Source organism: Paraburkholderia aspalathi, assembly GCF_905220735.1.
Taxonomy (GTDB): Bacteria; Pseudomonadota; Gammaproteobacteria; order Burkholderiales; family Burkholderiaceae; genus Paraburkholderia; species Paraburkholderia aspalathi.
This window is the reverse complement of the sequence record NZ_CAJNBA010000002.1, coordinates 421,278-441,573: the sequence shown is the minus strand read 5'-3', so window position 1 is coordinate 441,573 and position 20,296 is coordinate 421,278. Positions and strand designations below refer to the sequence as shown.

The 20,296-nt window shown below is 58.3% G+C and carries 17 protein-coding genes and 1 pseudogene; 2 read left to right on the top strand and 16 right to left on the bottom strand.

Features of this window, described 5'->3' with window-relative positions; translation table 11 throughout:
- Positions 1-26: 26 nt before the first annotated feature.
- From KHO30_RS12775 to KHO30_RS12750, 6 genes are all read right to left on the bottom strand, one after another.
- On the bottom strand, positions 27-368 hold the full coding sequence (locus KHO30_RS12775) for an L-rhamnose mutarotase (protein ID WP_200652021.1): 342 nt from the start codon (positions 366-368) through the stop codon (positions 27-29).
- Between the two features lie 82 nt (positions 369-450).
- Positions 451-1,587: a mandelate racemase/muconate lactonizing enzyme family protein gene (locus KHO30_RS12770; protein WP_211701203.1), complete on the bottom strand. Its 1,137-nt coding sequence runs from the start codon at positions 1,585-1,587 to the stop codon at positions 451-453.
- Between the two features lie 7 nt (positions 1,588-1,594).
- On the bottom strand, positions 1,595-2,425 hold the full coding sequence (locus tag KHO30_RS12765; protein WP_211701202.1) for a carbohydrate ABC transporter permease: 831 nt from the start codon (positions 2,423-2,425) through the stop codon (positions 1,595-1,597).
- A gap of 67 nt (positions 2,426-2,492) precedes the next feature.
- Entirely contained in the window at positions 2,493-3,434 is a 942-nt protein-coding gene (locus KHO30_RS12760) for a carbohydrate ABC transporter permease (protein ID WP_244864017.1), read from the bottom strand.
- Positions 3,435-3,509: 75 nt separating this feature from the next.
- Positions 3,510-4,832 carry an ABC transporter substrate-binding protein gene (locus KHO30_RS12755; protein WP_211701200.1) on the bottom strand — a complete coding sequence of 441 codons (1,323 nt, stop codon included), beginning with the start codon at positions 4,830-4,832 and terminating at the stop codon, positions 3,510-3,512.
- Positions 4,833-4,927: 95 nt separating this feature from the next.
- Positions 4,928-5,992, bottom strand: a complete 1,065-nt coding sequence (locus KHO30_RS12750; RefSeq protein WP_211701199.1) for an ABC transporter ATP-binding protein — start codon at positions 5,990-5,992, stop codon at positions 4,928-4,930.
- A gap of 193 nt (positions 5,993-6,185) precedes the next feature.
- Here KHO30_RS12750 and KHO30_RS12745 point away from each other — a divergent pair, with 193 nt between their 5' ends.
- Positions 6,186-7,037 carry an IclR family transcriptional regulator gene (locus KHO30_RS12745; RefSeq protein WP_211701198.1) on the top strand — a complete coding sequence of 284 codons (852 nt, stop codon included), beginning with the start codon at positions 6,186-6,188 and terminating at the stop codon, positions 7,035-7,037.
- Positions 7,038-7,143: 106 nt separating this feature from the next.
- On the opposite strand, the gene KHO30_RS12740 is transcribed toward KHO30_RS12745, so the two are convergent.
- From KHO30_RS12740 to KHO30_RS12710, 7 genes and pseudogenes are all read right to left on the bottom strand, one after another.
- Positions 7,144-7,656 carry a DUF2844 domain-containing protein gene (locus KHO30_RS12740; RefSeq protein ID WP_244864081.1) on the bottom strand — a complete coding sequence of 171 codons (513 nt, stop codon included), beginning with the start codon at positions 7,654-7,656 and terminating at the stop codon, positions 7,144-7,146.
- A gap of 201 nt (positions 7,657-7,857) precedes the next feature.
- Positions 7,858-9,585, bottom strand: a complete 1,728-nt coding sequence (locus KHO30_RS12735) for a methyl-accepting chemotaxis protein (RefSeq protein ID WP_211701196.1) — start codon at positions 9,583-9,585, stop codon at positions 7,858-7,860.
- A 306-nt stretch (positions 9,586-9,891) separates the two neighbouring features.
- Positions 9,892-9,987, bottom strand: a pseudogene (locus KHO30_RS12730) (IS6 family transposase); the annotation flags it as partial.
- Positions 9,953-10,369, bottom strand: a complete 417-nt coding sequence (locus KHO30_RS12725) for a hypothetical protein (protein WP_211701862.1) — start codon at positions 10,367-10,369, stop codon at positions 9,953-9,955. The pseudogene KHO30_RS12730 and the gene KHO30_RS12725, both read right to left, overlap by 35 nt.
- 31 nt (positions 10,370-10,400) lie before the next feature.
- Positions 10,401-11,555, bottom strand: coding sequence for a porin (locus tag KHO30_RS12720; protein ID WP_093633315.1), 1,155 nt, complete (start codon positions 11,553-11,555; stop codon positions 10,401-10,403).
- Between the two features lie 125 nt (positions 11,556-11,680).
- Positions 11,681-12,664, bottom strand: a complete 984-nt coding sequence (locus KHO30_RS12715; protein ID WP_211701195.1) for a LysR family transcriptional regulator — start codon at positions 12,662-12,664, stop codon at positions 11,681-11,683.
- Between the two features lie 248 nt (positions 12,665-12,912).
- Positions 12,913-13,125, bottom strand: coding sequence for a YncE family protein (locus KHO30_RS12710; protein ID WP_093633317.1), 213 nt, complete (start codon positions 13,123-13,125; stop codon positions 12,913-12,915).
- 676 nt (positions 13,126-13,801) lie between these two features.
- On the opposite strand from KHO30_RS12710, the gene KHO30_RS12705 reads away from it, so the two are divergent.
- Positions 13,802-14,938 carry a porin gene (locus KHO30_RS12705; RefSeq protein WP_211701194.1) on the top strand — a complete coding sequence of 379 codons (1,137 nt, stop codon included), beginning with the start codon at positions 13,802-13,804 and terminating at the stop codon, positions 14,936-14,938.
- A gap of 536 nt (positions 14,939-15,474) precedes the next feature.
- Here KHO30_RS12705 and KHO30_RS12700 read toward each other — a convergent pair.
- The 3 genes from KHO30_RS12700 to KHO30_RS12690 all read right to left on the bottom strand — a co-directional run bounded on the left by KHO30_RS12700 (position 15,475) and on the right by KHO30_RS12690 (position 20,295).
- Complete coding sequence (locus tag KHO30_RS12700; RefSeq protein WP_093633318.1) at positions 15,475-17,679, bottom strand: OsmC domain/YcaO domain-containing protein; 2,205 nt, start codon at positions 17,677-17,679, stop codon at positions 15,475-15,477.
- A 103-nt stretch (positions 17,680-17,782) separates the two neighbouring features.
- On the bottom strand, positions 17,783-19,366 hold the full coding sequence (gene guaA, locus KHO30_RS12695; protein WP_093633319.1) for a glutamine-hydrolyzing GMP synthase: 1,584 nt from the start codon (positions 19,364-19,366) through the stop codon (positions 17,783-17,785).
- 203 nt (positions 19,367-19,569) lie between these two features.
- Complete coding sequence (locus tag KHO30_RS12690) at positions 19,570-20,295, bottom strand: hypothetical protein (protein ID WP_211701193.1); 726 nt, start codon at positions 20,293-20,295, stop codon at positions 19,570-19,572.
- Between the last annotated feature and the right edge of the window lies 1 nt (position 20,296).

Below are 20,296 nucleotides of genomic sequence, written 5' to 3'. Positions count from 1 at the left end.
AATACGACCCGCCTTCGAGCGACCCATCATGGTTGTCGCGACAAATCGAAAATAAGCGCCGCGTCGACCCATTTCTCACCGGGCGGGGTCCACGGCGTTGGGACCTGAAATTTCGACATCAAACTTTGCCATTCCGTCAGCACGGGATCATTTGCTTCAGCATCCGCAAACCGTTGAGCGCTGAAGATTGCGTCATCTGTCTCCATCAGCATGCACAGCCGGGTGCCCAAACGGTAAATTTCCATACTCGTGACACCCTGAGTGCGCAGATAATTCGCCACCTCCGGCCAGATCACGCGATGCATGGTTTCGTACTCGGCAATCAGATCGGCGGAATCCTTGAGGTCCAACATCAGGCAACGTTTCATCAGGTTCTCCAAAGGTCGCGCAACGGAGCAGACCGCTCGTGCGCGCCCGTCACCGCGCCTCTCTCAGGCTGCGCGCAGTCCATCATCTGCCTGCGGCCGCGACACGCCCGGCGGGCGCACCAATCGACTTATGTACGTGCTGGCTCGCACGAATCGCGTCCCAGTCCCAATCGATGCCAAGACCTGGCTCGTCCGGCGCGACCGCATACCCCTGCTCGATCTTCACACGCGAACGCGTGAGGGTGTCGATCTGCGGGATGTATTCGACCCACCCGGAATTCGGCACCGCCGCGCACAGGCTCACGTGCAGTTCCATCAGGAAATGCGGGCAGATCGCGATGTTCATTGCCTCGGCAAAATGAGCGATCTTCAACCACGGCGTGATCCCACCGACGCGCGCAACGTCCGCCTGCACAATCGAACAGGCGTCTGCCTTCATATATTCGGCGAACTGCGCGGGATGATATATCGATTCGCCGACCGCGACCGGCACCGCCGTGGCTGCGCTCAGTTGCCGATGGCCGGCAATGTTTTCAGCCGGCAGTGGTTCCTCCAGCCATGCGAGGTGCAGTGGCTCGAACGCGTGTGCTCGCCGCAGCGCCTCCGAAAGCGTGAAGCCTTGATTCGCGTCGACCATCAGTTCAAAACCGTCGCCTACCGCTTCCCGCACGGCCACAAGTCGCCGCACGTCTTCGGAAAGATGTGGACGCCCGACCTTCACCTTCGCGCCGCAGAATCCCGCCTCCTGCGCCTGCAAGGTCTGCTCGACAAGTTCGCTCTCCGACAGGTGCAGCCAGCCGCCTTCCGTCGTATAAGTCCGCACGCGTGGCTTCGCACCACCCGCGGCAATCCATAACGGCAGTCCGGCCGCACGCGTATTGCGATCCCACAGCGCGGTATCGATCGCGGCCAGCGCGAGACTCGTAATCGCACCGACCGCCGTGGCGTGCGTGTGATAGAACAGATGCCGCCAGATCGCTTCAAATTCCGCAGGATTGCGTCCGATCAACTGCGGCGCCAGATGGTCGTGCAGCAACGCGACGATCGACGAGCCGCCTGTGCCGATCGTGTATGTGTAGCCTGTGCCTTCGCTGCCGTCGCTACAACGGATCGTGACCAGCACTGTTTCCTGAACGACGAAGGACTGAATGGCGTCCGTGCGCCGCACTTTCGGCTGAAGGTCGACCTGCCGGATTTCTACGGTTTCGATGTGGGTCATGGTTGTTCTATCCTTTGACGCCGCCAAGCGTGAGACCTGCGATCAGGTGTTTCTGAACGATAAACGTAAGGATGATGGCCGGAATAATGATGATGACGGCCATCGTGCACATGCCGGCCCAGTCCACCGTGAATTGCGCTGTAAAGTCCATCAAGCCGACGGGCAGCGTTTTGGTATCGGGGCTGCGGCACAGTTGCGACGCCAGCGCGAACTCGTTCCAACTGGTCAGAAACGCAAAGATCGCCGCCGACGCCACCCCCGAGCGGGCGAGCGGCAGTTCGATATGCCAGAACGCCTGCCAGCGACTGCAACCGTCGATCTGAGCGGCCTCGGCCAGTTCTGCCGGCACTTCGCGAAAGAACCCGTCGATCAGCCAGACCGTGAACGGCACGTTCATCGCGAGATAGACGATGATCACGCCGATATGCGTGTCGAGCAGACCTGTCCACGCCCACAACATGAAGATCGGCAGCGAGAGCGCGATGCCCGGAATCGCACGCGTAAGCATCAGCACCACGAACAACAGCTTCTTGTGGCGGAACTCGAAACGCGCAAACGCATAACCGCCGGCCACCCCGACTACGATCGCAGCAATCGTGCTCGCGAGAGAAATCACCACCGAGTTCACGAAATACTGACGAATCGGCAGCGACGCCATTCCACCAAAGCCGAACACATTGCGGAAGTTATCGAGCGTATAGCTGCCGGAATCGAGCAACGACTGGTTGGACAGGATCGCGACATTCGAGCGGAAAGCGTTGAGCATGACCCAAAAGCCAGGCAGGCAGATGACCGCCATGACAAGGAAGACCGCGAGCCACAAAGCGCCCCGCTTCATCGGTGCTCGCAGCGAATCGAATGTGGACGCACGATTGGAAGCGCGATTGAATGTTGTACCCATGATGTCAGGCCGGCCCCATGTGTTTGCGTGCCGCGTTGAGCTTGCGGAAAAAATACAGCGTGAACAGCACCGAGACGAGCACGGACACGTAGCCGATGGCATTCGCGTAACCCATGCGCGAATCGTCGTAAGCGATGCGGCCCACCATCGTCCAGAGCAGTTCGGTACGGCCGCCCGGACCGCCGTTGGTCATGATGCGCACGATGTCATAGGCCCGGCCGACGTCCAGCGAACGGATCGTCATCGCGATATAGATGAACGGCATCAGGTAAGGCAGTGTCACGTAACGGAAGGTTTGCCACGGCGTGCAGCCGTCGACTTTGGATGCTTCGATTGGATCCTTCGGCAGTGCCATCAGGCCAGCGAGCAGAATGACTGCGAACACCGGCGTCGAATTCCACACCTCCGCCGCGATCAGCGAAGCAAGCGCCGATTGCCCGTCGACCAGAAACGGAATCGTGGTCTTCAGTCCGAATACCGTTTGCAGTACGTGATTGACGACGCCCGTGCTGTCGTTAAGCATGAACTTGAACTGAAAGCCGACGAGCACAGGCGAAAACATCATCGGGAACATCATGATGGTGCGCAGCGCACGCTGGCCTTTCACAATCTGGTTGAGCAGCAACGCGATGCCGAGACCCAGCAACAGTTCCAGATTCAATGCAATCGTCAGGAACAGCACGGTGCGACCGAACGCGGCCCAGAAATCCCCGTTCGCAAACGCGCGCATATAGTTTCGCAAGCCGACAACGTTCCAGATCGTGTCCGGGTCGATGAGCCTGTACGCGGTGAAACTCGTGTAGAGCGAAAAAAGCAGTGGCAGGACAACGACGATCGCTACCGAAAAAAAAGCCGGCAGTAGCAGCCTTAACGGAACTGCCAGGCTCTCATTCAGGGCCAGCCCGGGGGATTGTGCGGCAGACGAATAGCGGATATTGAATCGCATATTGGAGCGCATATTGAGGCAGGAGAAAACGGATCGGCTGCATGGCGCGGCGCGCAGGCCGCGCCATGCATGTCGCTAGTTGGACGCGTCCTGCATGATGTCGGAAACTTTTTTCGCCGCGTCGTCAAGCGCGTGCTGGGACGATTTGTCGCCGATCAGCGCCTTCTGCAGTTCCGGCCACAGCGCATTGGAGATCTCGTCCCATTGCTGAATTCGCGGAGGCGTAAAGGCATCCTGCCGAGCCGCCGTGCTGAACACCGAGATTGCATGCGCCATATACGCGTCCTGTTTCGCCTCGAACTCCTTGACGATCGCTTGCTGCGCATCGACCCGCGACGGAATCGTGCCGAGCCGCGCCTCCACCATCTGCGAATCGAGGCTGGTCAGGAACTGGATGAAGCTCGCTGCGACTTCCGGGCGGTCACAGGTTTTCGTGATCGAGAAGCTATGCGAACCTGACCAGCCCGGCCGCTTGTTCGCAACGCCCAGCGGCGCCGGCACCACGCCGACGTTGCCAGCCAGTTTGGACGTCTTCGGATCGTTGTAGAACGAAGCGAAGCCTGGCCAGTCAAGATCCAGTGCCACTTTGCCTGCAGCAAAGTTGTTGCCGAGATCGTCCCACACATAGCTCGGCACCCCCTTGGGTACGGCTCCCACCTTGTATAGATCCACGAACCAGTTCAGCGTCTTGACGCCGATCGGCGAGTTGAACGCAGGACGGTTTTTCCCATCCAGCAACTGCCCGCCATTGGCGATCAACAGCGAATAGAACGTGCCTGTGATTGCTTCATCCTTGCCGGGGAATTGCGTGCCGTAAAAGTTCGGCGCTTTGGTGAAGAACTTCGCTTGCTGAGTGAATTCAACATAGTTCTTCGGCGGCGCGAGCGGCTCGCCAAACTGCTTTTGATAGGCGCTTTGGTTAGCCGGATCGGCGTAGGCCGCCTTGTTGTAGTAAAGCGCCTCGATGTCGACCGAGCGCGGAATCTGCACCAGATGTCCCTTGATTTCGGACTGCTTGAGCAGACTCGGCGAAAAAGCCGCCAGGTAACTGGCCGGAAACAGGCCCTTCAGATCACGGAAAATCGGGTACTGTGCCGAGAAATTCGTGTGATTGGACGAGACGCAATAGTCGACATGACCCGATGCGATGTCCTGCTTCAGCTCGCGATCGAGCTCGAAATGGCTCTTGCGCGAGACGATCTCGACTTTCGCACCTGTCTGTTTTTCCCACAGCGGAATGCGCGTGTAGAGCGCCTCGTACTGGACGCCGCCGATCAGCTTGACCCGCAGCGTGTAGCCTTTGTATTCACCGTCGGCATGTGCGAGGCCCGAAGCGACAACACTCGCGAGCGCAAATACCGAAGCTGCGAGCCTGACCATGGTTTTATAACGCATCATTGTCTCCTCCTTTATGGATTCCGCCGTGGGCCGCACGATTTGCCGGCGGCAACTGTGCAATGCGAGCCACGCGGTGGTTTGGCTCGCCATCCTGTTTAGCGCAGCCGTCGCCCGCTGCTGCTGTCGAACACCAGTACCTTGGCGGGGTTCGCTAGCAGCGTGATGGTGGTGCCGGCACGCACATCGGTACGGCCGGTCAGCATCACGCAACAGGCCTGGCCAGTGACCGTGCCGAACAATTCAGTCGCTGCCCCGGTGGGCTCGACCACTTCGAGCGCGAACGGCATGCCGTCTGCGCCGGCAAGGCTCAGATGCTCGGGACGAACGCCGTACGTCACCTTCTGTCCATGCGTGGCATTGACGAGCGGCGCCGGCAATGCAAGCTCGCCGATGCGCACGCATGCACCATCCCCCTGCCGTTCGTAGGTACCCGCGAAGAAGTTCATTGCAGGCGAGCCGATGAATCCCGCTACGAAAAGATTGTCGGGATCGTCATATAACGCAAGCGGTGTACCGATCTGTTCGATCACGCCACCGTTGAGCACGACGATGCGGTCTGCCATCGTCATCGCCTCGATCTGGTCGTGAGTCACATAGACTGTCGTGGCACGCAAGCGCTGGTGCAGCGCCTTAATCTCCGCGCGCATCTGCACGCGGAGCCTCGCATCGAGATTCGAGAGCGGCTCGTCGAACAGGAACACCTTCGGGTCACGCACGATCGCACGGCCCATCGCCACACGCTGCCGCTGACCGCCCGACAGATGGCGGGGATGACGATCCAGCAGATCCTGCAGACCCAGCATCGTCGCGGCCTTTTGCGCCCGCAAGGCAATCTCCTGCGGATCGCGATTGCGCAGCTTGAGCGCGAACGTCAGATTTTCGAGCACCGTCATGTGCGGATAGAGCGCGTAGTTCTGGAAAACCATCGCGATATCGCGATCGCGCGGCGGCCGCGTATTGACGACCTCGCCGTCTATCACGATGCGCCCGTGGCTGACGCTTTCGAGGCCCGCCAGCGCACGCAGCAGTGTGGATTTGCCACATCCGCTCGGCCCGACCAGTACGAGAAACTCCCCGTCCGGAACCTGCAGGTCGATCTGCTTCAACACCTCCTGTTCACCAAACGATTTCCTGACCTGCTCGAATGCTACGGCTGCCATCTGCCCTCCTTCCCGGGTTATTCAGTAACCGACAGTTGAGCGCAGCTGACCACTCTCGCCGTACCCCTGAGGAAATTGTATATATGAAACTACGTTTTATTGATGAAAACTTAGTAGGTGTTTTCCCCGCCCGTCGAACGGGTCGTTTTACGCTCGTCCAACCTTCAGTCGCCCTACAATCCGTCTGGTTATCATGTGCGCCATTTCATCTGCGATTTCAGGAGGGAACTTGAACGCCAACGCACCGCGCTATTCGGCACCTGCACTGGAAAAGGGTCTGGACATCATCGAACTGCTGGCGGACCACGCGGAGGGTTTGTCTCTTGCGGAACTCGCAAAAGACCTCGGCCGCAGCACCGCCGAAATATTCCGGATGGTCGTAACGCTGGAGACGCGCGGCTACCTGTGCACCATCAGCGACCGGTATGTTCTATCGCTGCTGCTCTTCCAGCTGGCGCACCGGCATCAGCCCGTGCGCTCGCTAGTATCGAGCGCGCTACCGCTGATGACACAACTCGCCAAAGATGCCTGCCAGTCGTTTCATCTGTGCGTGTATCAGAAGGGACGCGTGCTGATCGTCGCCGGCGTCGAAAGTCCGGAGCGTTGGGGCTTTGCGTTGAAGGTCGGCACGTTGATAGGACTCACCGATACCGCGTCGGGACAGGTACTGCTCGCCTTTCAGGAAGAACCGCAACGCGTCGAGATGTTCGAACTGCACGTTCCGGTGGAAGGCGAACGGGCCATGGACCCGCAACAGCTTGCGAGGGACCTCGCGCAGATCCGCAAACACGGCAACGCACGTATGTCCAGCCGGCAGGTCAAGGGGGTGAAGAATCTGGCCTACCCTGTGTTCGGCCGGGACGGTCATGCCATTGCGGCACTGACTACCCCTTATATCGAGCGAATCGACGACGCCCCCGTGCCGTCGATGACCGAAGTCGGCGACATGATGGAACGGGCAGCGGAAACGCTCACTTCATTGATGGGCTTCAACGTCTATTGGGATTCGGCTTCACAGCCCACCCAGCGATCCGATCGTCGGTGAATCTGAAGATAACCGGCCAGTACTTTCGGCCGGCGAAGCACGGAACGCTCAGGCGAAGCACGTGCAGAGGCGTGTCAACTCGGGTTCACGCCAGACGCGCCATCTGCTATCTGATGGAGTCGTCCCGAACCCCTGCTGGCAGCGCCTGCGGCAAATACACGCGGCCGGCAAATGCACCGCCATGGTTGTCGATCTCGATGATCAGACCGCTCTGCTCAACTCTCATGGAGTCGACACCGGCGTTTGCCCCTGTCAGTGCGGTGGCAAGTGCTAACCGATAATTCGGAAAGTAAGGTCCAAGAAGCACGTCGAGTGGCGCCATCTGGGGGCCGTTCCACGCCACAGCAAATACGGTTCCCGCTTGTGCGACATATTCTCTCGCGACAGCTCCCGTAGTGAAAGCCGTCTCATTGACTAAGAACGACATGCCAGGTGTATTTGCGTGTTTGCAAAACGTTTTAGTGTAATTTGAATTGCCAGGTTGCCATGTGGGTGCGCTACCGAGCTCCGCTTTGCATGACGAAGCGACTATCAGACCAATGAGACCAACGAAGACGTACGCTGTACGTGTCCCAGGTGAGATAGATCCTTTGAAGATCAACAATTCGGGAAGTTTCACCAACGACCCGGCGGGCACGTTAAATCGGGACTTGCGGGAAGGCGGCACGCTTCGCCAGAGCAATCTATCGTTGGCTGCCACTTTGCTCCTTCAGTCTGGTCGGAAGCGTGTTGAGAAGTGAAACCTTGTTGCTGTTGAGCAAGGTAGGCATCCGGAATTTGTTCGGGAGTTCGCGGGCGACACTCGTACTCTTTGTTTTCATCAGAACGCTTCCCAAGTCTCATTTTCCCTGGATGCTAACGTGGCCATGGTCGTGGCGGAAACTGTCACTGTACCGGGCAACTTCCCAGCTGCTTTCGGCGCCCCACGGGGCCGCGATACCCGCAACTCGGGAATGCGCGGCCTGCTTTCCGGGACGATCAATTGCGATTGGGAGGAAGCCGGATCGCTAAATCTGAACACCAACACCGCGCCCTGAAGAGTCTTTGCCTGCTCTTCGAGGGACTGCGCTGCAGCGGCCGCCTGCTCAACAAGCGCAGCGTTCTGTTGCGTGACCTCGTCCATCTGGACGACGGCCTGATTCACCTGTTCGATGCCGCGGCTTTGCTCTTCGGACGCTGCTGCGATTTCGCCGACAATATCGGAGACCTGCTTGATTGCCTGCTTGACCTGCCCCATCGTGGCACTGACTTCCGCTGCCTGCTTTGCGCCGTCCTGAATCGTTGTCACGGACGAGCTGATCAGTTCCTTGATTTCCTTTGCTGCAGTGGCGGACCGTTGAGCCAGACTGCGAACCTCACTGGCAACCACAGCAAAGCCCCGACCCTGTTCGCCAGCACGTGCGGCTTCGACGGCCGCGTTCAGCGCGAGAATGTTCGTCTGGAACGCAATGCCTTCAATGACACCGGTGATTTCGGAAATCTTGCTGGAGCTGCTGCTGATCTGGCCGATGGTGCCGACCATGGCCTGAACCGAGTCATTACCCGTATCGGCGATGTCTGTGGCACTCGTGGCCAGTGCGTTCGCCTGCCGGGCGTTGTCGGCGTTCTGCTTTACCGTTTCGGTCAGCTGCGTCATGCTTGCCGCGGTCTCTTCAAGCGACGCGGCCTGCTCCTCTGTGCGGGCCGAGAGGTCCGTATTACCGCTTGCAATTTCGCGCGATGCCACTGCGACCGACTCGGTGGAAACCTTGATCCCGCGAACCGTCTGACTCAGTTGCTGGTCCATTTTCTTCAGTGCCTCGAGAAGCTGACCAAACTCGCCGCCTGAGTCGACCACCACGTGATTTTCCAACTTTCCGCTCGTGATATGGTTGGCCAGATCAACGGCCTTGTTGAGCGGCTTCGAGATCGAACGTAGCAGGTATACAGACATGCCAACAGCAACCAGCATGCCGCCGCAGAGAAGGACAAATGCATTCCGAAGGGTTGCCCTGAACGTCGCATCACTGTCCTCGACAGACTGTCTGGCCTGATCCAGATTGAGAGCGGCGTCCTCGTCTATCGCGTCGTTCATTGACTTACTTACCGAGAGGATTTCGTCGATTACGACAGCGGCTCGGTCGAAATTGCCTGCGCTACCGGCAGCCACAGCTTCCTTGCTTAACGCCGTGAACTCGGGCAAGGAGCTTTGGATGCGCTTTGCGATTTCACGCTCTTTGTCGCTGGAAACACTGGCTGGGTAGTAGTGGTTCCACGACTTGTTGAGTCGTTCAAATTGCAGGGCAATGCCTGCAGCGTATTCCGTCGTTTTCGCTGGATCGTGGGCCACCTGCATGCGCCTTAGCAGAAGACGCACATTAAGCTGGGCTGCGCGAACTTCGGATAGGTCTGCAATGGGAACCGTGTTTTCAGCGTACCCGTCGGCGATGCTCGAATTGAGCCTGGAAAGCTCCCACGCGTCAAACGATCCGAGCGCGACCATGAGAAGCACGCATACGCCAAAAGCGAGAATGATCTTGAACCTGACCGTTTTTATAAGGTTGCCCATGTTGCGTCCATCTAGGAAGTGGTGTTCGGGTTCAGACTTTGCGAGATTAAAGAACGTGCTTGCCCACCCATAGTAACCACATGCGTATTGCGTAATCTGCTTTGGTATGCGGGGTAAGAGAACGGTAGGGATATCCTTACTTTGCTGTAGTCGCATGCCCTTCGCGTGCATTGCGTTAAACCCATGCCGACACAAGGCTCTGCCTGACCCTTCGGTTTGTCGGCACCAACGCGCTCGAAACGGCGAGGCTCGGGAAATTCACGCTGGGTGAGTCGAGCGGTGCATCGATGCTGGTTGCGGTGAAGGTATTGGCAACAGCTTGAGCGCCCGGCGATGCTCGGTTGAATGATCGACCGTGATGCCTCGTTCAGCCATCAGCTCTTCCAGGACGGTATCGGACAAGGCCGTCCGAGAAAGAAATGTCAGTACCGTCACTGATATCGACATTTCCATTTGGCATTGCCCGGATCGCACCGGACAACAAACCCCATGTTTTGTTAAAGGAAAAACAGGGAAAACCGGCGCTCCCGGAGAGACCCGGGAGCACCTTAAATCGCTCCCACTCGATTGTAAATGGCCTGCTGAACCCATGTACTGCCGGGCCCTCGGCGACTTTTGTGGGCACCGCTACCGTCAGCGATACCGTGAGGTCACGTTCCTTTCCAAGGCGGCACGGCACCGACAGCACAACCCTGACGAAGACCACCGGTTCGGCAGCCCTTCGTTCGGATTCGGTGTCGAACTGATCCTGCCGCGCAATGCGTTGCGCCAGGTTATCGGGCACATCCTTCCCGATAACCGCAAAGCGCAATTGCCTAAAACGTGTGGCGGATGCCAACGCGCGCGAGGAGCTGATTGGCACTCGACGACGGAGCATCTGCGCCCGTTATAAACGCGGTATTCAACGGCGCCGACACCGCGTCGCCACCCGATGCATGCTGGTACAAGCCTTGAACGTAGACGTCAGTACGTCCTGATAGGTTGTAGTCCGCCATCAAGCCGAGCTGCTGGTATTTCGGCGTTGAGCTGCCCGCGTTGCTGTTGAAATGGGCAATCGTGTAGTTGTACATCGCACCTACATAGGCAGCCTTCGTGAATTGATACTTGGCGTTGAGTTCGAAATTGTCGAACTTAAGGCTGCTCGCAGTGTTCGTGAAGTTGCCAACGTATACCGAACCAGTCGCGTCATTCAGATTCGTATGGCTATACACAAGGCCAAGCACCGTTGATCCGATCGTGTAGTTGATGCCCGCGCCCCAGACTTGTTCGCGGCCGGCGAAAAAGTCGGTGTCGTCGCCCGTGAGCGAGCCGCCTGTCGTGCCGCCCGGATTGTTGATCTGCATATAGGCCGCAGCCACCGTCACCGCACTGCCCACGTATTGCGCGCCGAGGCTGTAAGACCGATTGTTCGCGAAACCACCTGCCTGGTTGCTGAAGCCATACAGACCGCCGAACGTAAAGCCGCCGTACGTCTTGCTCGTGTACTTCACGCTGTTGTTCAAGCGGAACGAATTGTCGGTGTTGTCGTTATCGTAGGGATGCGACATGAGGTAACCGGCCCAGTTGCCGTTTGCCGTGAGCGGTGCGAGAAAGTCGACGACAGAGTCATACTGGCGCCCCATCGTCAGCGTGCCGAATTGCGCCGAGCTTAAGCCGACGTAGGCCTGACGTCCGAACATCCGCCCACCTTGCCCGAGCCTGCCCGAGTTGACATCGAACCCGTTTTCCAACTGGAAGATTGCCTTGGTGCCGTCGCCCAGGTCCTCCGAACCCTTCACGCCCCAGCGGCTGCCTTGCGCAAACCCACTTTCCATCTGTACGTTCGAATGGCCGCTGGTATTGCTGGTGTAATTCACGCCTTCGTCGATCAGACCGTACAACGTCACGCTGCTTTGCGCCATTGCACTGATTGGGGCAAACGAGCAGCCAAGTGCCGTATTCGCAACTGCGGCAATCAGGAGTTTCTTCATGAATGTGGATCCTTTGGGGGTGAGAACATCGCGTCGGCGCATCGCTCGCGCTAATCGCGCCAATCGCGCCAATCGCGCCAATCGCGCGAGGCACAAGCCGACGTCAGGTGCTCGCACTTTAGGACCTACAAAATCCTGCTGCGCAGCAATTCAGTATTGCTCGATCTCTGTTGTACCGGGCCGACGCACGCTTCGTTTTGTCCCTTGTTTTCCGGCGGTTTCTGACGATAACGTTCCACGACGAAATCGACGAAACCGCGCAAAGCAGCCGCCATGTACGGTTGCCCTGAATACAGCAGCCACACAGTACGTTCGTCTCCGCAAAGCGTCGCGTCGTCCAGCAACGCACGCAAGCTGCCGTCGGCCAGTTCGTTCTGCACGAACGAACGTGATAAGCGTGCGATGCCGAGTCCCGCTTGCACTGCGCGCTTGACGACCTGAGGACTTTGCATGTTCATGATCGGCTGCACGACGACGCGTTGTGTGCCGTGGACATCGCGAAACTCCCAGTAACGGCTTGGCGCATCCGACGCAACGAGCACGTCGTGCGAGACCAGTTCGCCCGGTGTGCTCGGCGCCGGGCGACGCGCCAGATAGTCCGGACTGGCAACAATCACGTCGCGTGTTTGCGCGAGCGGCCGGCACACCAGTGATGAATCACGCAAGCGACGTTCCGCACTGAAACAGATGTCGAACTCGCTGGTCGTGACGTCGCTCATATTGTCGAACACGGTCAGTTCAAAACTCATGCGGGGTTGCTGGGCCCGATAAGCGGCTAGCACGTCCGGCAGATCTGTGGTCGCGTACAGCGACGACGCTGCGATCCGCAACGAACCGGCCGGCTGGCCCACTGCGGAGGCAATACATTCGTCCATGTCATCGAGCTGCCTGAGCAAGTCGATGCAGCGCTTCCAATACAGTTCGCCCGTCCCCGTCAGCGACACGCGCCGCGTAGTGCGGCTGACCAGCCGAACGCCCAAGTGTTCTTCCAGCGTCGCGACAGCGCGCGTGACCACCGAACCGGAAATGCCCAATTGCTTGGCGGCTTCCGCAAAATTCAGACACTCCGCGACTTTGGCGAAGATGCGTATTGAAGCCAACTGGTTCATTGTGTTCTCCGGCGCACACCGGATGACAGGCTTTGGGCGCAATACGGCTGTGTGGGGGGGTGAGAAACCATAGAGGGCACTCCATCTGCTGGATGTCGAGCTCCACGCGGGGGCAGGAACCGCATCGCTACGATGCTTGCCTGACCGTGGGAGGTTAGTTCTCAGCATAGCGGCCACTTCGTTACCCTAAGCCGTCCGGCAGATTACAGGACAGTTATTTTCATGGTCTGGATTTATTTAACGTGCCCTTAAGATTTAAAGATATAAAAGGCGCCGCTTTTACTGTCCTCAATGCCGGAGTCGGGTTGCGGCGTGAGTGCGATGGTTTTACCGACCTTGAAGCGCGTCGTGTCGACTACCTTGACGTCCGCGTCGCCTGCGTCGGCTATCAGCAGTTCCTTGCCTCGATTTGCCAGCAGAATCTTGTGCGGCGCTTTCGCAGCCGGCCAGGCAGAGGCCAACGGCAGCCAGCAGGCGAAGGTGAATCTTCATCAGTTTGCTCGCAAAAATCCCGAACTTTCTCTGAAGGTAAAGACCGGCACCACACGGTTGATGCGACGGAGCCAGACAAGAAGATCGAGACAAGACCCATGAGGCAACACCATGTTCACGACGACCAGTGCATAACGCGCGGTGACGAGTGCGAGTTTCGCCTCACGATCGTCCGAGTGAATCTAAGAAGCGCGGCCAAAGTTCTTTAGAGACGAGCGGAATGGATCTTCCGGGTCCTGGAGTAGGTCCGACAATATGACTGTCGCGTACCGATAGTGCACAACCACACCATATCCGGGCACTGACCGGACGATTACATTTTCGTCATGTGTCTCGAGCGAAGCGTAGTCCTGCTAACTCAATGGAGGAGATTGCAGCGCGCATAGCGCGCGATCGAAGAGAACACGTTGCGAGCACACAACGAAGAGCGTCCCATAGCTTTTCAGATACCTTATCCTCGGGTCACGAATTTTGTGCCCTTATTCCTTACGGGCTCTCGGGTATAGCCACATGCACAAGAGAACCAGCAATTCTGAATTGGTGTAGCGGACGAGAACCGCATCCATTCCGACGATTAATATGCCGTGGGCTTCATCTCAAGGAAGTTGAGCCTTTCGAACATCTATTTCGCTTCGGAGAACCTGAATGAAAAAGAAGTCGTTGTTTGCAGTTAGTACGTTGTGCCTTGCGGCAAGCGCTGCCCATGCGCAAAGCAGCGTCACACTATACGGTTTGATCGATGCAGGTCTGACCTATACCAACAATCAGCACGGCCAGAAAAACTTCCAGGCGACCAGCGGCGACACGAACGGTAGCCGTTGGGGACTGCGTGGCGCAGAGGATCTTGGCGGTGGACTGAAAGCCATCTTCACATTGGAAAACGGGTTTAGCATTCAAAGCGGCTCGCTCGGTCAAGGCGGTCGCATGTTTGGACGCCAGGCGTTCGTCGGTCTGTCTAGCGAATCGTATGGTGCGCTGACCGCCGGTCGTCAGTACGATTCCGTGGTCGATTATCTTGGCCCACTTTCGTTGACCGGCACACAGTATGGCGGCACGCATTTCGCCCACCCGTACGACAACGACAACTTGGACAACTCGTTCCGGGTCAGCAATTCCGTCAAGTATCAAAGCGTCAACTACGGTGGCTTCAAGTTCGGCGGTCTGTACGGTTTCTCCAATCAGGCAGGCGGATTCGCGTCTAATCGCGCGTACAGCATTGGCGCGTCGTATAACTGGGGACCGTTGAATGCAGCAGTCGGCTATCTTCAACTGAACAACTCGGGTTCGACATTTTCGACGGGTGCGGTTTCCGACGACGCGACGTTTAGCGCGGGCAACCAGCGCGTCTTCGGCGGCGGTCTAAGCTATGCTTTCGGTCCTGCAGTGGCGGGGGTCGTGATCACGCAGACGAAACTGTCTGCAGCGACAGGCATTGGCGCGTATGCCTCCGGTACGAGTAAGGGCCTGGCGCTGACAGGCGGAAGTGCCCGATTTACGAACTATGAAGTGAATGGACGCTATAACTTGACGCCGGCATTCGCACTCATCGGGTCTTACACATTTACGGATGCACGTGTAAGCGGCGTCAGCCCAAAATATAATCAAATCAATTTGCGCGCGGATTACTCATTGTCCAGGCGCACCGATGTCTATCTAGAGGGTGTCTATCAGCACGTCAGCGGTGCTGGCAATTCCGGCATCACCGCAGACATCACCGGCTTGTCAGCGTCGTCGAGCAACAGTCAGGTAGCAGCAACAATTGGCTTGAGAACGCGCTTCTAACAGGTTGTCTGAACATCCGTCGTTGCTGCGCTCAGGTGCATTTCGACGGATGTTGAGTTCGCGAAGCTGCGGCCATTGATCGCACTACGCGGCGCGCGCTGGTCGAGCCTCTGGCTTCGGGCAAGTCGTTCTGGGCTTAAGCGTTTCTTATGCTATTCCGCATAGAGTATAGGCCTCTCAGGTTCTAGCTCACTCGGACGCTAGGTCCTTTCAAGCCGGCTTCGTGCCGGCTTTTTTTCGGCAAGACCAACCATTTCTGCACGACAGGTCCTGACGACGTCAACACGTTCGAGTGCCAACAGACAATCCAGGCTTCAGTGCGGCGGATCCCGGCGTTACCTTTCTTGCCCGTCGTGGCAGGGCTCTGTTGCAAACTACGGGCGCGAGCGAAACGCAGCGTATTCACCGCTACCTCACATTGCCTGCTCGCGATCGTCAAAACCCGAGCGGAACCTACTGGCTCCTCCGATTTGCACCGGAGCCCGTTTGTGCCGGGGGATGAACGGCATCATCGCATCCAGCCATGACTCGCAACCCTAACTGGCTGTAGCCGTCACATTGGCCCGCGCCTTATGCAGTTTTTTGTAGCTGTCGATCAGGCGGTGGTGCCTATCGAGACCCTCCAGTTTCATGCTCGTCGGCGTCAATCCATAGAAGCGCACGCTGCCGTCCACTGAGCCCATTACTGCGTCCATCCGAGCGTTGCCAAACATCCGACGGAAGTTGACCGCGTAGTCGTCCAGTTCCAGGTCGTCATCGAGCAGCACCTCCAGCACCACATTCAACGCCTGATAAAACAATCCGCGCTCGACCGTGTTGTCGTTGTACTGCAGGAACGCGCCCACCAGTTCTTGCGCTTCCTCAAATTGTTGCAAGGCGAGATGAATCAGCAGCTTCAACTCGAGAACTGTTAGCTGCCCCCAGTCCGTATTCTCGTCAAATTCGATGCCGATCAAAGTGGCGATATCGGCGTGCTCGTCCAGCTCGCTGTTCTCCAACCGTTCAAGCAGTGCTGCCAGGCCGGCATCGTCCAGGCGATGCACGTTCAAAATATCGGCGCGGAACAACAGGGCCTTGTTTGTGTTATCCCAGATCAAATCCTCTACCGGGTAAACTTCCGAATAATCGGGCACCAGAATCCGGCAGGCAACAGCACCCAGCTGGTCGTACACCGCCATATAAGATTCTTTGCCCATGTCTTCGAGAATGCCGAACAAGGTTGCTGCTTCGTCGGCGTTGGAGTTTGCACCCTGACCAGAAAAATCCCACTCGACAAACTCGAAATCCGCTTTGGCGCTGAAAAAGCGCCACGACACTATGCCGCTGGAATCAATGAAGTGCTCAACGAAGTTATTGGGTTCAGTCACGGCGTTACTGACGAAGGTGGGCTGAGGTAAATCGTTCAGGCCTTCAAAGCTACGCCCCTGCAGCAATTCCGTCAGACTCCGTTCCAGCGCCACCTCGAAGCTTGGGTGCGCGCCGAACGAGGCAAAGACACCGCCTGTGCGCGGGTTCATCAAGGTGACGCACATCACCGGGTAGGTCCCACCCAGCGACGCATCCTTTACCAGCACCGGAAAGCCCTGCTCTTCCAATCCCTGAATCCCGGCCAGAATGCCAGGGTATTTCGCCAGCACTTCGTGCGGCACATCAGGCAAGGCAATTTCACCTTCCAGAATTTCGCGCTTCACCGCCCGCTCGAAAATTTCGGACAGACATTGCACCTGCGCTTCGGCCAGCGTATTACCGGCACTCATGCCATTGCTGACGTACAGGTTTTCGATCAGGTTGGACGGAAAGTACACCACTTCGCCGTCCGACTGCCGCACGAACGGCAGCGAACAGATGCCGCGCTCCACATTGCCGGAGTTGGTGTCGATCAGATGCGAGCCACGCAACTCCCCATCCGGGTTGTAAATCTCCAGGCAGTACGCATCCAGAATCTCAGCCGGCAGCGCATCCTTACGGCCGGGCTTGAACCACCGCTCGTTCGGGTAATGCACAAACTCCGCGTTGGCGATGTCTTCGCCCCAAAACGCCCCGCCATAGAAATGGTTGCAATTCAGGCGCTCGATAAACTCTCCCAACGCGGACGCCAACGCGCTCTCTTTGGTCGCTCCCTTGCCGTTGGTAAAACACATCGGCGAGTGTGCATCGCGGATATGCAGCGACCACACATTGGGAACGATGTTGCGCCACGAAGCGATTTCAATCTTCATGCCCAAGCCCGCCAGAATGCCCGACATATTGGCGATGGTTTGCTCCAACGGCAGATCCTTGCCCGCAATATAGGTGCTGGCGTCAGAAGCCGGAGTCAAGGTCAGCAAGGCCTGTGCATCGGCATCCAGGTTCTCTACCTCTTCAATGACAAACTCGGGTCCGGCTTGCACTACTTTTTTGACCGTACAACGGTCGATAGAACGCAAAATACCCTGGCGGTCTTTGTCGGAGATGTCCGCCGGCAACTCGACCTGAATCTTGAAAATCTGCTGGTACCGGTTTTCCGGATCAACAATATTGTTCTGCGACAGACGGATATTTTCAGTAGGAATATTGCGAGTTACGCAGTACAACTTCACAAAGTAAGCTGCACACAAAGCCGATGAGGCCAGAAAATAGTCGAAGGGGCCAGGCGCCGAGCCATCGCCCTTATAACGGATAGGCTGGTCGGCCACGACCGTGAAGTCATCGAACTTGGCTTCAAGACGTAGCTTGTCGAGAAAGTTGACTTTAATTTCCATGGGGAAATTCCAAAAATGGTACTCAGAACAAAATATAAAGCCCTGTAAAAAACAGGGCTTTAATAGTCAGTCAATTAGCGAATGATGCTTCCTGGCGGGAATTCTATTCCCACTCGATCGTTGCCGGCGGCTTCCCCGAGATGTCATAGACAACCCGGTTAATCCCGCGCACTTCATTGATGATGCGGTTCGACACATGCCCCAGCAACTCGTGCGGCAGATGCGCCCAATGCGCGGTCATGAAGTCCAGCGTCTGCACAGCACGCAGCGCAACCACATATTCGTAGGTGCGGCCATCACCCATCACGCCGACGCTCTTCACCGGCAGGAACACCGCAAAAGCCTGGCTCGTCAGGTCGTACCATGACTTGCCGGTTTCCTTGTCGATAAAGGTACGCAGCGTCTCGATGAAAATCGCGTCCGCGCGACGCAGCAGATCGGCGAAATCGCGGCGCACTTCGCCGAGAATCCTCACGCCCAGACCCGGGCCCGGGAACGGGTGGCGATACACCATTGCCGGCGGCAAGCCGAGCTTCACGCCGAGTTCGCGCACTTCGTCCTTGAACAGTTCACGCAGCGGCTCGAGCAGCTTCAGATTCAGCGTCTCCGGCAGGCCGCCCACATTGTGGTGGCTCTTGATGGTCTGCGTCGCCTTCTTGCCCTTGCCGGCCGATTCGATCACGTCCGGATAGATCGTGCCTTGGGCGAGCCACTTCGCGTCGGTCAGCTTGTTGGCTTCGGTCTGGAACACTTCGACGAACTCCGCGCCGATGATCTTGCGCTTCGCTTCCGGATCGGTGACACCGGCCAGCTTCGACAGGAACACTTCGCTCGCGTCGACGTGGATCACCTTGACGCCGAGGTTCTCAGCGAACGTTGCCATCACCTGCTCTGCTTCGTTCAAACGCAGGAGGCCGTGGTCGACGAACACGCAAGTAAGTTGGTCGCCGATCGCGCGATGCAGCAGCGCTGCCGCCACCGACGAATCCACGCCGCCCGACAAGCCCAGAATCACATGCTCATTGCCAACCTGCTCGCGAATCTTCGCGACGGCTTCGTCGATGTAATGGCCCATTTCCCAGTCGGGATTCGCGCCGCAAATCTGCAGCACGAAACGTTCGAGCATCGCGCGGCCTTGCACCGTGTGCGTCACTTCCGGGTGCCATTGCAGGCCGTAGAAATGGCGTGCTTCGTCGGCCATTGCCGCGATCGGGCACGAGTCCGTCGAGGCCATCAGCTGGAAGCCCGGCGGCATTTCGAGGACCTTGTCGCCGTGGCTCATCCACACCTTCAGCATGCCGTGACCTTCCGGCGTGGTGAAGTCGCTGATGCCTTCGAGCAGGCTCGTATGGTTGCGTGCGCGCACTTCGGCGTAGCCGAACTCACGCAGGTGGCCGATATCGACCTTGCCGCCGAGCTGCTCGGCCATCGCCTGCATGCCGTAGCAGATGCCCAGCACGGGCACGCCGAGTTCGAACACCGCTTGCGGCACGCGCGGCGTATCCGTTTCGGTGACCGAGCTCGGGCCGCCGGAGAGGATCACGCCCTTCGGCGCGAAATCGCGAATGAACGACGCATCGACGTCGTACGGATGAATTTCCGAATACACGTTGGCTTCGCGAACGCGACGTGCAATCAGTTGGGTGACTTGCGAACCGAAGTCGAGGATCAGGATCTTGTCATGCATGGCAGCGGACGGAGTCAAAAGTGAACGGATACGGGATACCGCGCAAGAAGCGCGGCGTTGAATTCAAAGCTGTCCACGTGGGGACGATCGAGCATGAAGCGTGGCGGTGAAGCGCGCTGGACCATTCAGCACCGCAGGCACTTGCCTGCGGTGCGCGCGAACGGAATCCGGTTGCTTCGGCAGGCGTTCTGGCGCTGGGCGCGTCAGCCATGAAACGGCGGCCGGGGCGCACCAGGTGCGTCGGCAGCGGCGTTGCGGGCATCGTCGCGCGCGGCTGCAGCTTCGGCGCGTGCGGCGCGTTCAGAGGCCGTCAGACCCGGTTCGTCGACCGCCGGGTAGACCGGCGCAGCCGAAACTGGACTGACGGGCCGTGCGACCGGCACAACGGGCTCGACGACCGGCTCCGCGCGATAGACTGGCTCCGCCGCCACGCGACCGGCGTCGCGCCTGTTGGCAGCGTCTTTGGCGGCATCTTTCGCGGCCTGCTTTTCGGCGCGCTCAGCAGCAGCGGCTTCAACCAGCCGCACCCTCTCACGCCGCCGCACCGCGCCGGACAGGCGCACACCACCGAGGCCAACCACCAGCAGCACCACACCGGTCAGCACCGCGATGATCTGCCCGAAGCCGGTCAGCGCCGGCGTATGCAGCCCGAGCAGCCAGACCAGCATCAGCACGCCGGTCAGCCAGTTCACATGGCCGACGACCTTGGCGACCGTCGACGTGAGCGAACCGTCGATAGACGCGTGCAAAGCAAGCCACGCGAGCCCGATCAGCGCCACGCCAAACCCCTGGCCGACCAGAGCCGGCTGGGTTTGCACCAGAAGCAGCGCGTTGTACAACGAAGTCCAGGGCGTCAGCAGAAACAGCAGGCCGAACGCAAGCAGCAACAGTGCATCGAGGATGAGTACAGCGCGCAGCAATGGCTTCATT

Excerpts from the sequence above, each read along its gene's own strand:
- KHO30_RS12770 (WP_211701203.1), bottom strand. The coding sequence starts at position 1,587 with ATGACCCACATCGAAACCGTAGAAATCCGGCAGGTCGACCTTCAGCCG.
- guaA (WP_093633319.1), bottom strand. The coding sequence starts at position 19,366 with ATGCATGACAAGATCCTGATCCTCGACTTCGGTTCGCAAGTCACCCAA.
- KHO30_RS12690 (WP_211701193.1), bottom strand. The coding sequence starts at position 20,295 with ATGAAGCCATTGCTGCGCGCTGTACTCATCCTCGATGCACTGTTGCTG.
- KHO30_RS12755 (WP_211701200.1), bottom strand. The coding sequence starts at position 4,832 with ATGATGCGTTATAAAACCATGGTCAGGCTCGCAGCTTCGGTATTTGCG.
- KHO30_RS12765 (WP_211701202.1), bottom strand. The coding sequence starts at position 2,425 with ATGAAGCGGGGCGCTTTGTGGCTCGCGGTCTTCCTTGTCATGGCGGTC.
- KHO30_RS12735 (WP_211701196.1), bottom strand. The coding sequence starts at position 9,585 with ATGGGCAACCTTATAAAAACGGTCAGGTTCAAGATCATTCTCGCTTTT.
- KHO30_RS12760 (WP_244864017.1), bottom strand. The coding sequence starts at position 3,434 with ATGCGATTCAATATCCGCTATTCGTCTGCCGCACAATCCCCCGGGCTG.
- KHO30_RS12750 (WP_211701199.1), bottom strand. The coding sequence starts at position 5,992 with ATGGCAGCCGTAGCATTCGAGCAGGTCAGGAAATCGTTTGGTGAACAG.
- KHO30_RS12745 (WP_211701198.1), top strand. The coding sequence starts at position 6,186 with ATGTGCGCCATTTCATCTGCGATTTCAGGAGGGAACTTGAACGCCAAC.
- KHO30_RS12720 (WP_093633315.1), bottom strand. The coding sequence starts at position 11,555 with ATGAAGAAACTCCTGATTGCCGCAGTTGCGAATACGGCACTTGGCTGC.
- KHO30_RS12705 (WP_211701194.1), top strand. The coding sequence starts at position 13,802 with ATGAAAAAGAAGTCGTTGTTTGCAGTTAGTACGTTGTGCCTTGCGGCA.
- KHO30_RS12715 (WP_211701195.1), bottom strand. The coding sequence starts at position 12,664 with ATGAACCAGTTGGCTTCAATACGCATCTTCGCCAAAGTCGCGGAGTGT.
- KHO30_RS12775 (WP_200652021.1), bottom strand. The coding sequence starts at position 368 with ATGAAACGTTGCCTGATGTTGGACCTCAAGGATTCCGCCGATCTGATT.
- KHO30_RS12700 (WP_093633318.1), bottom strand. The coding sequence starts at position 17,679 with ATGGAAATTAAAGTCAACTTTCTCGACAAGCTACGTCTTGAAGCCAAG.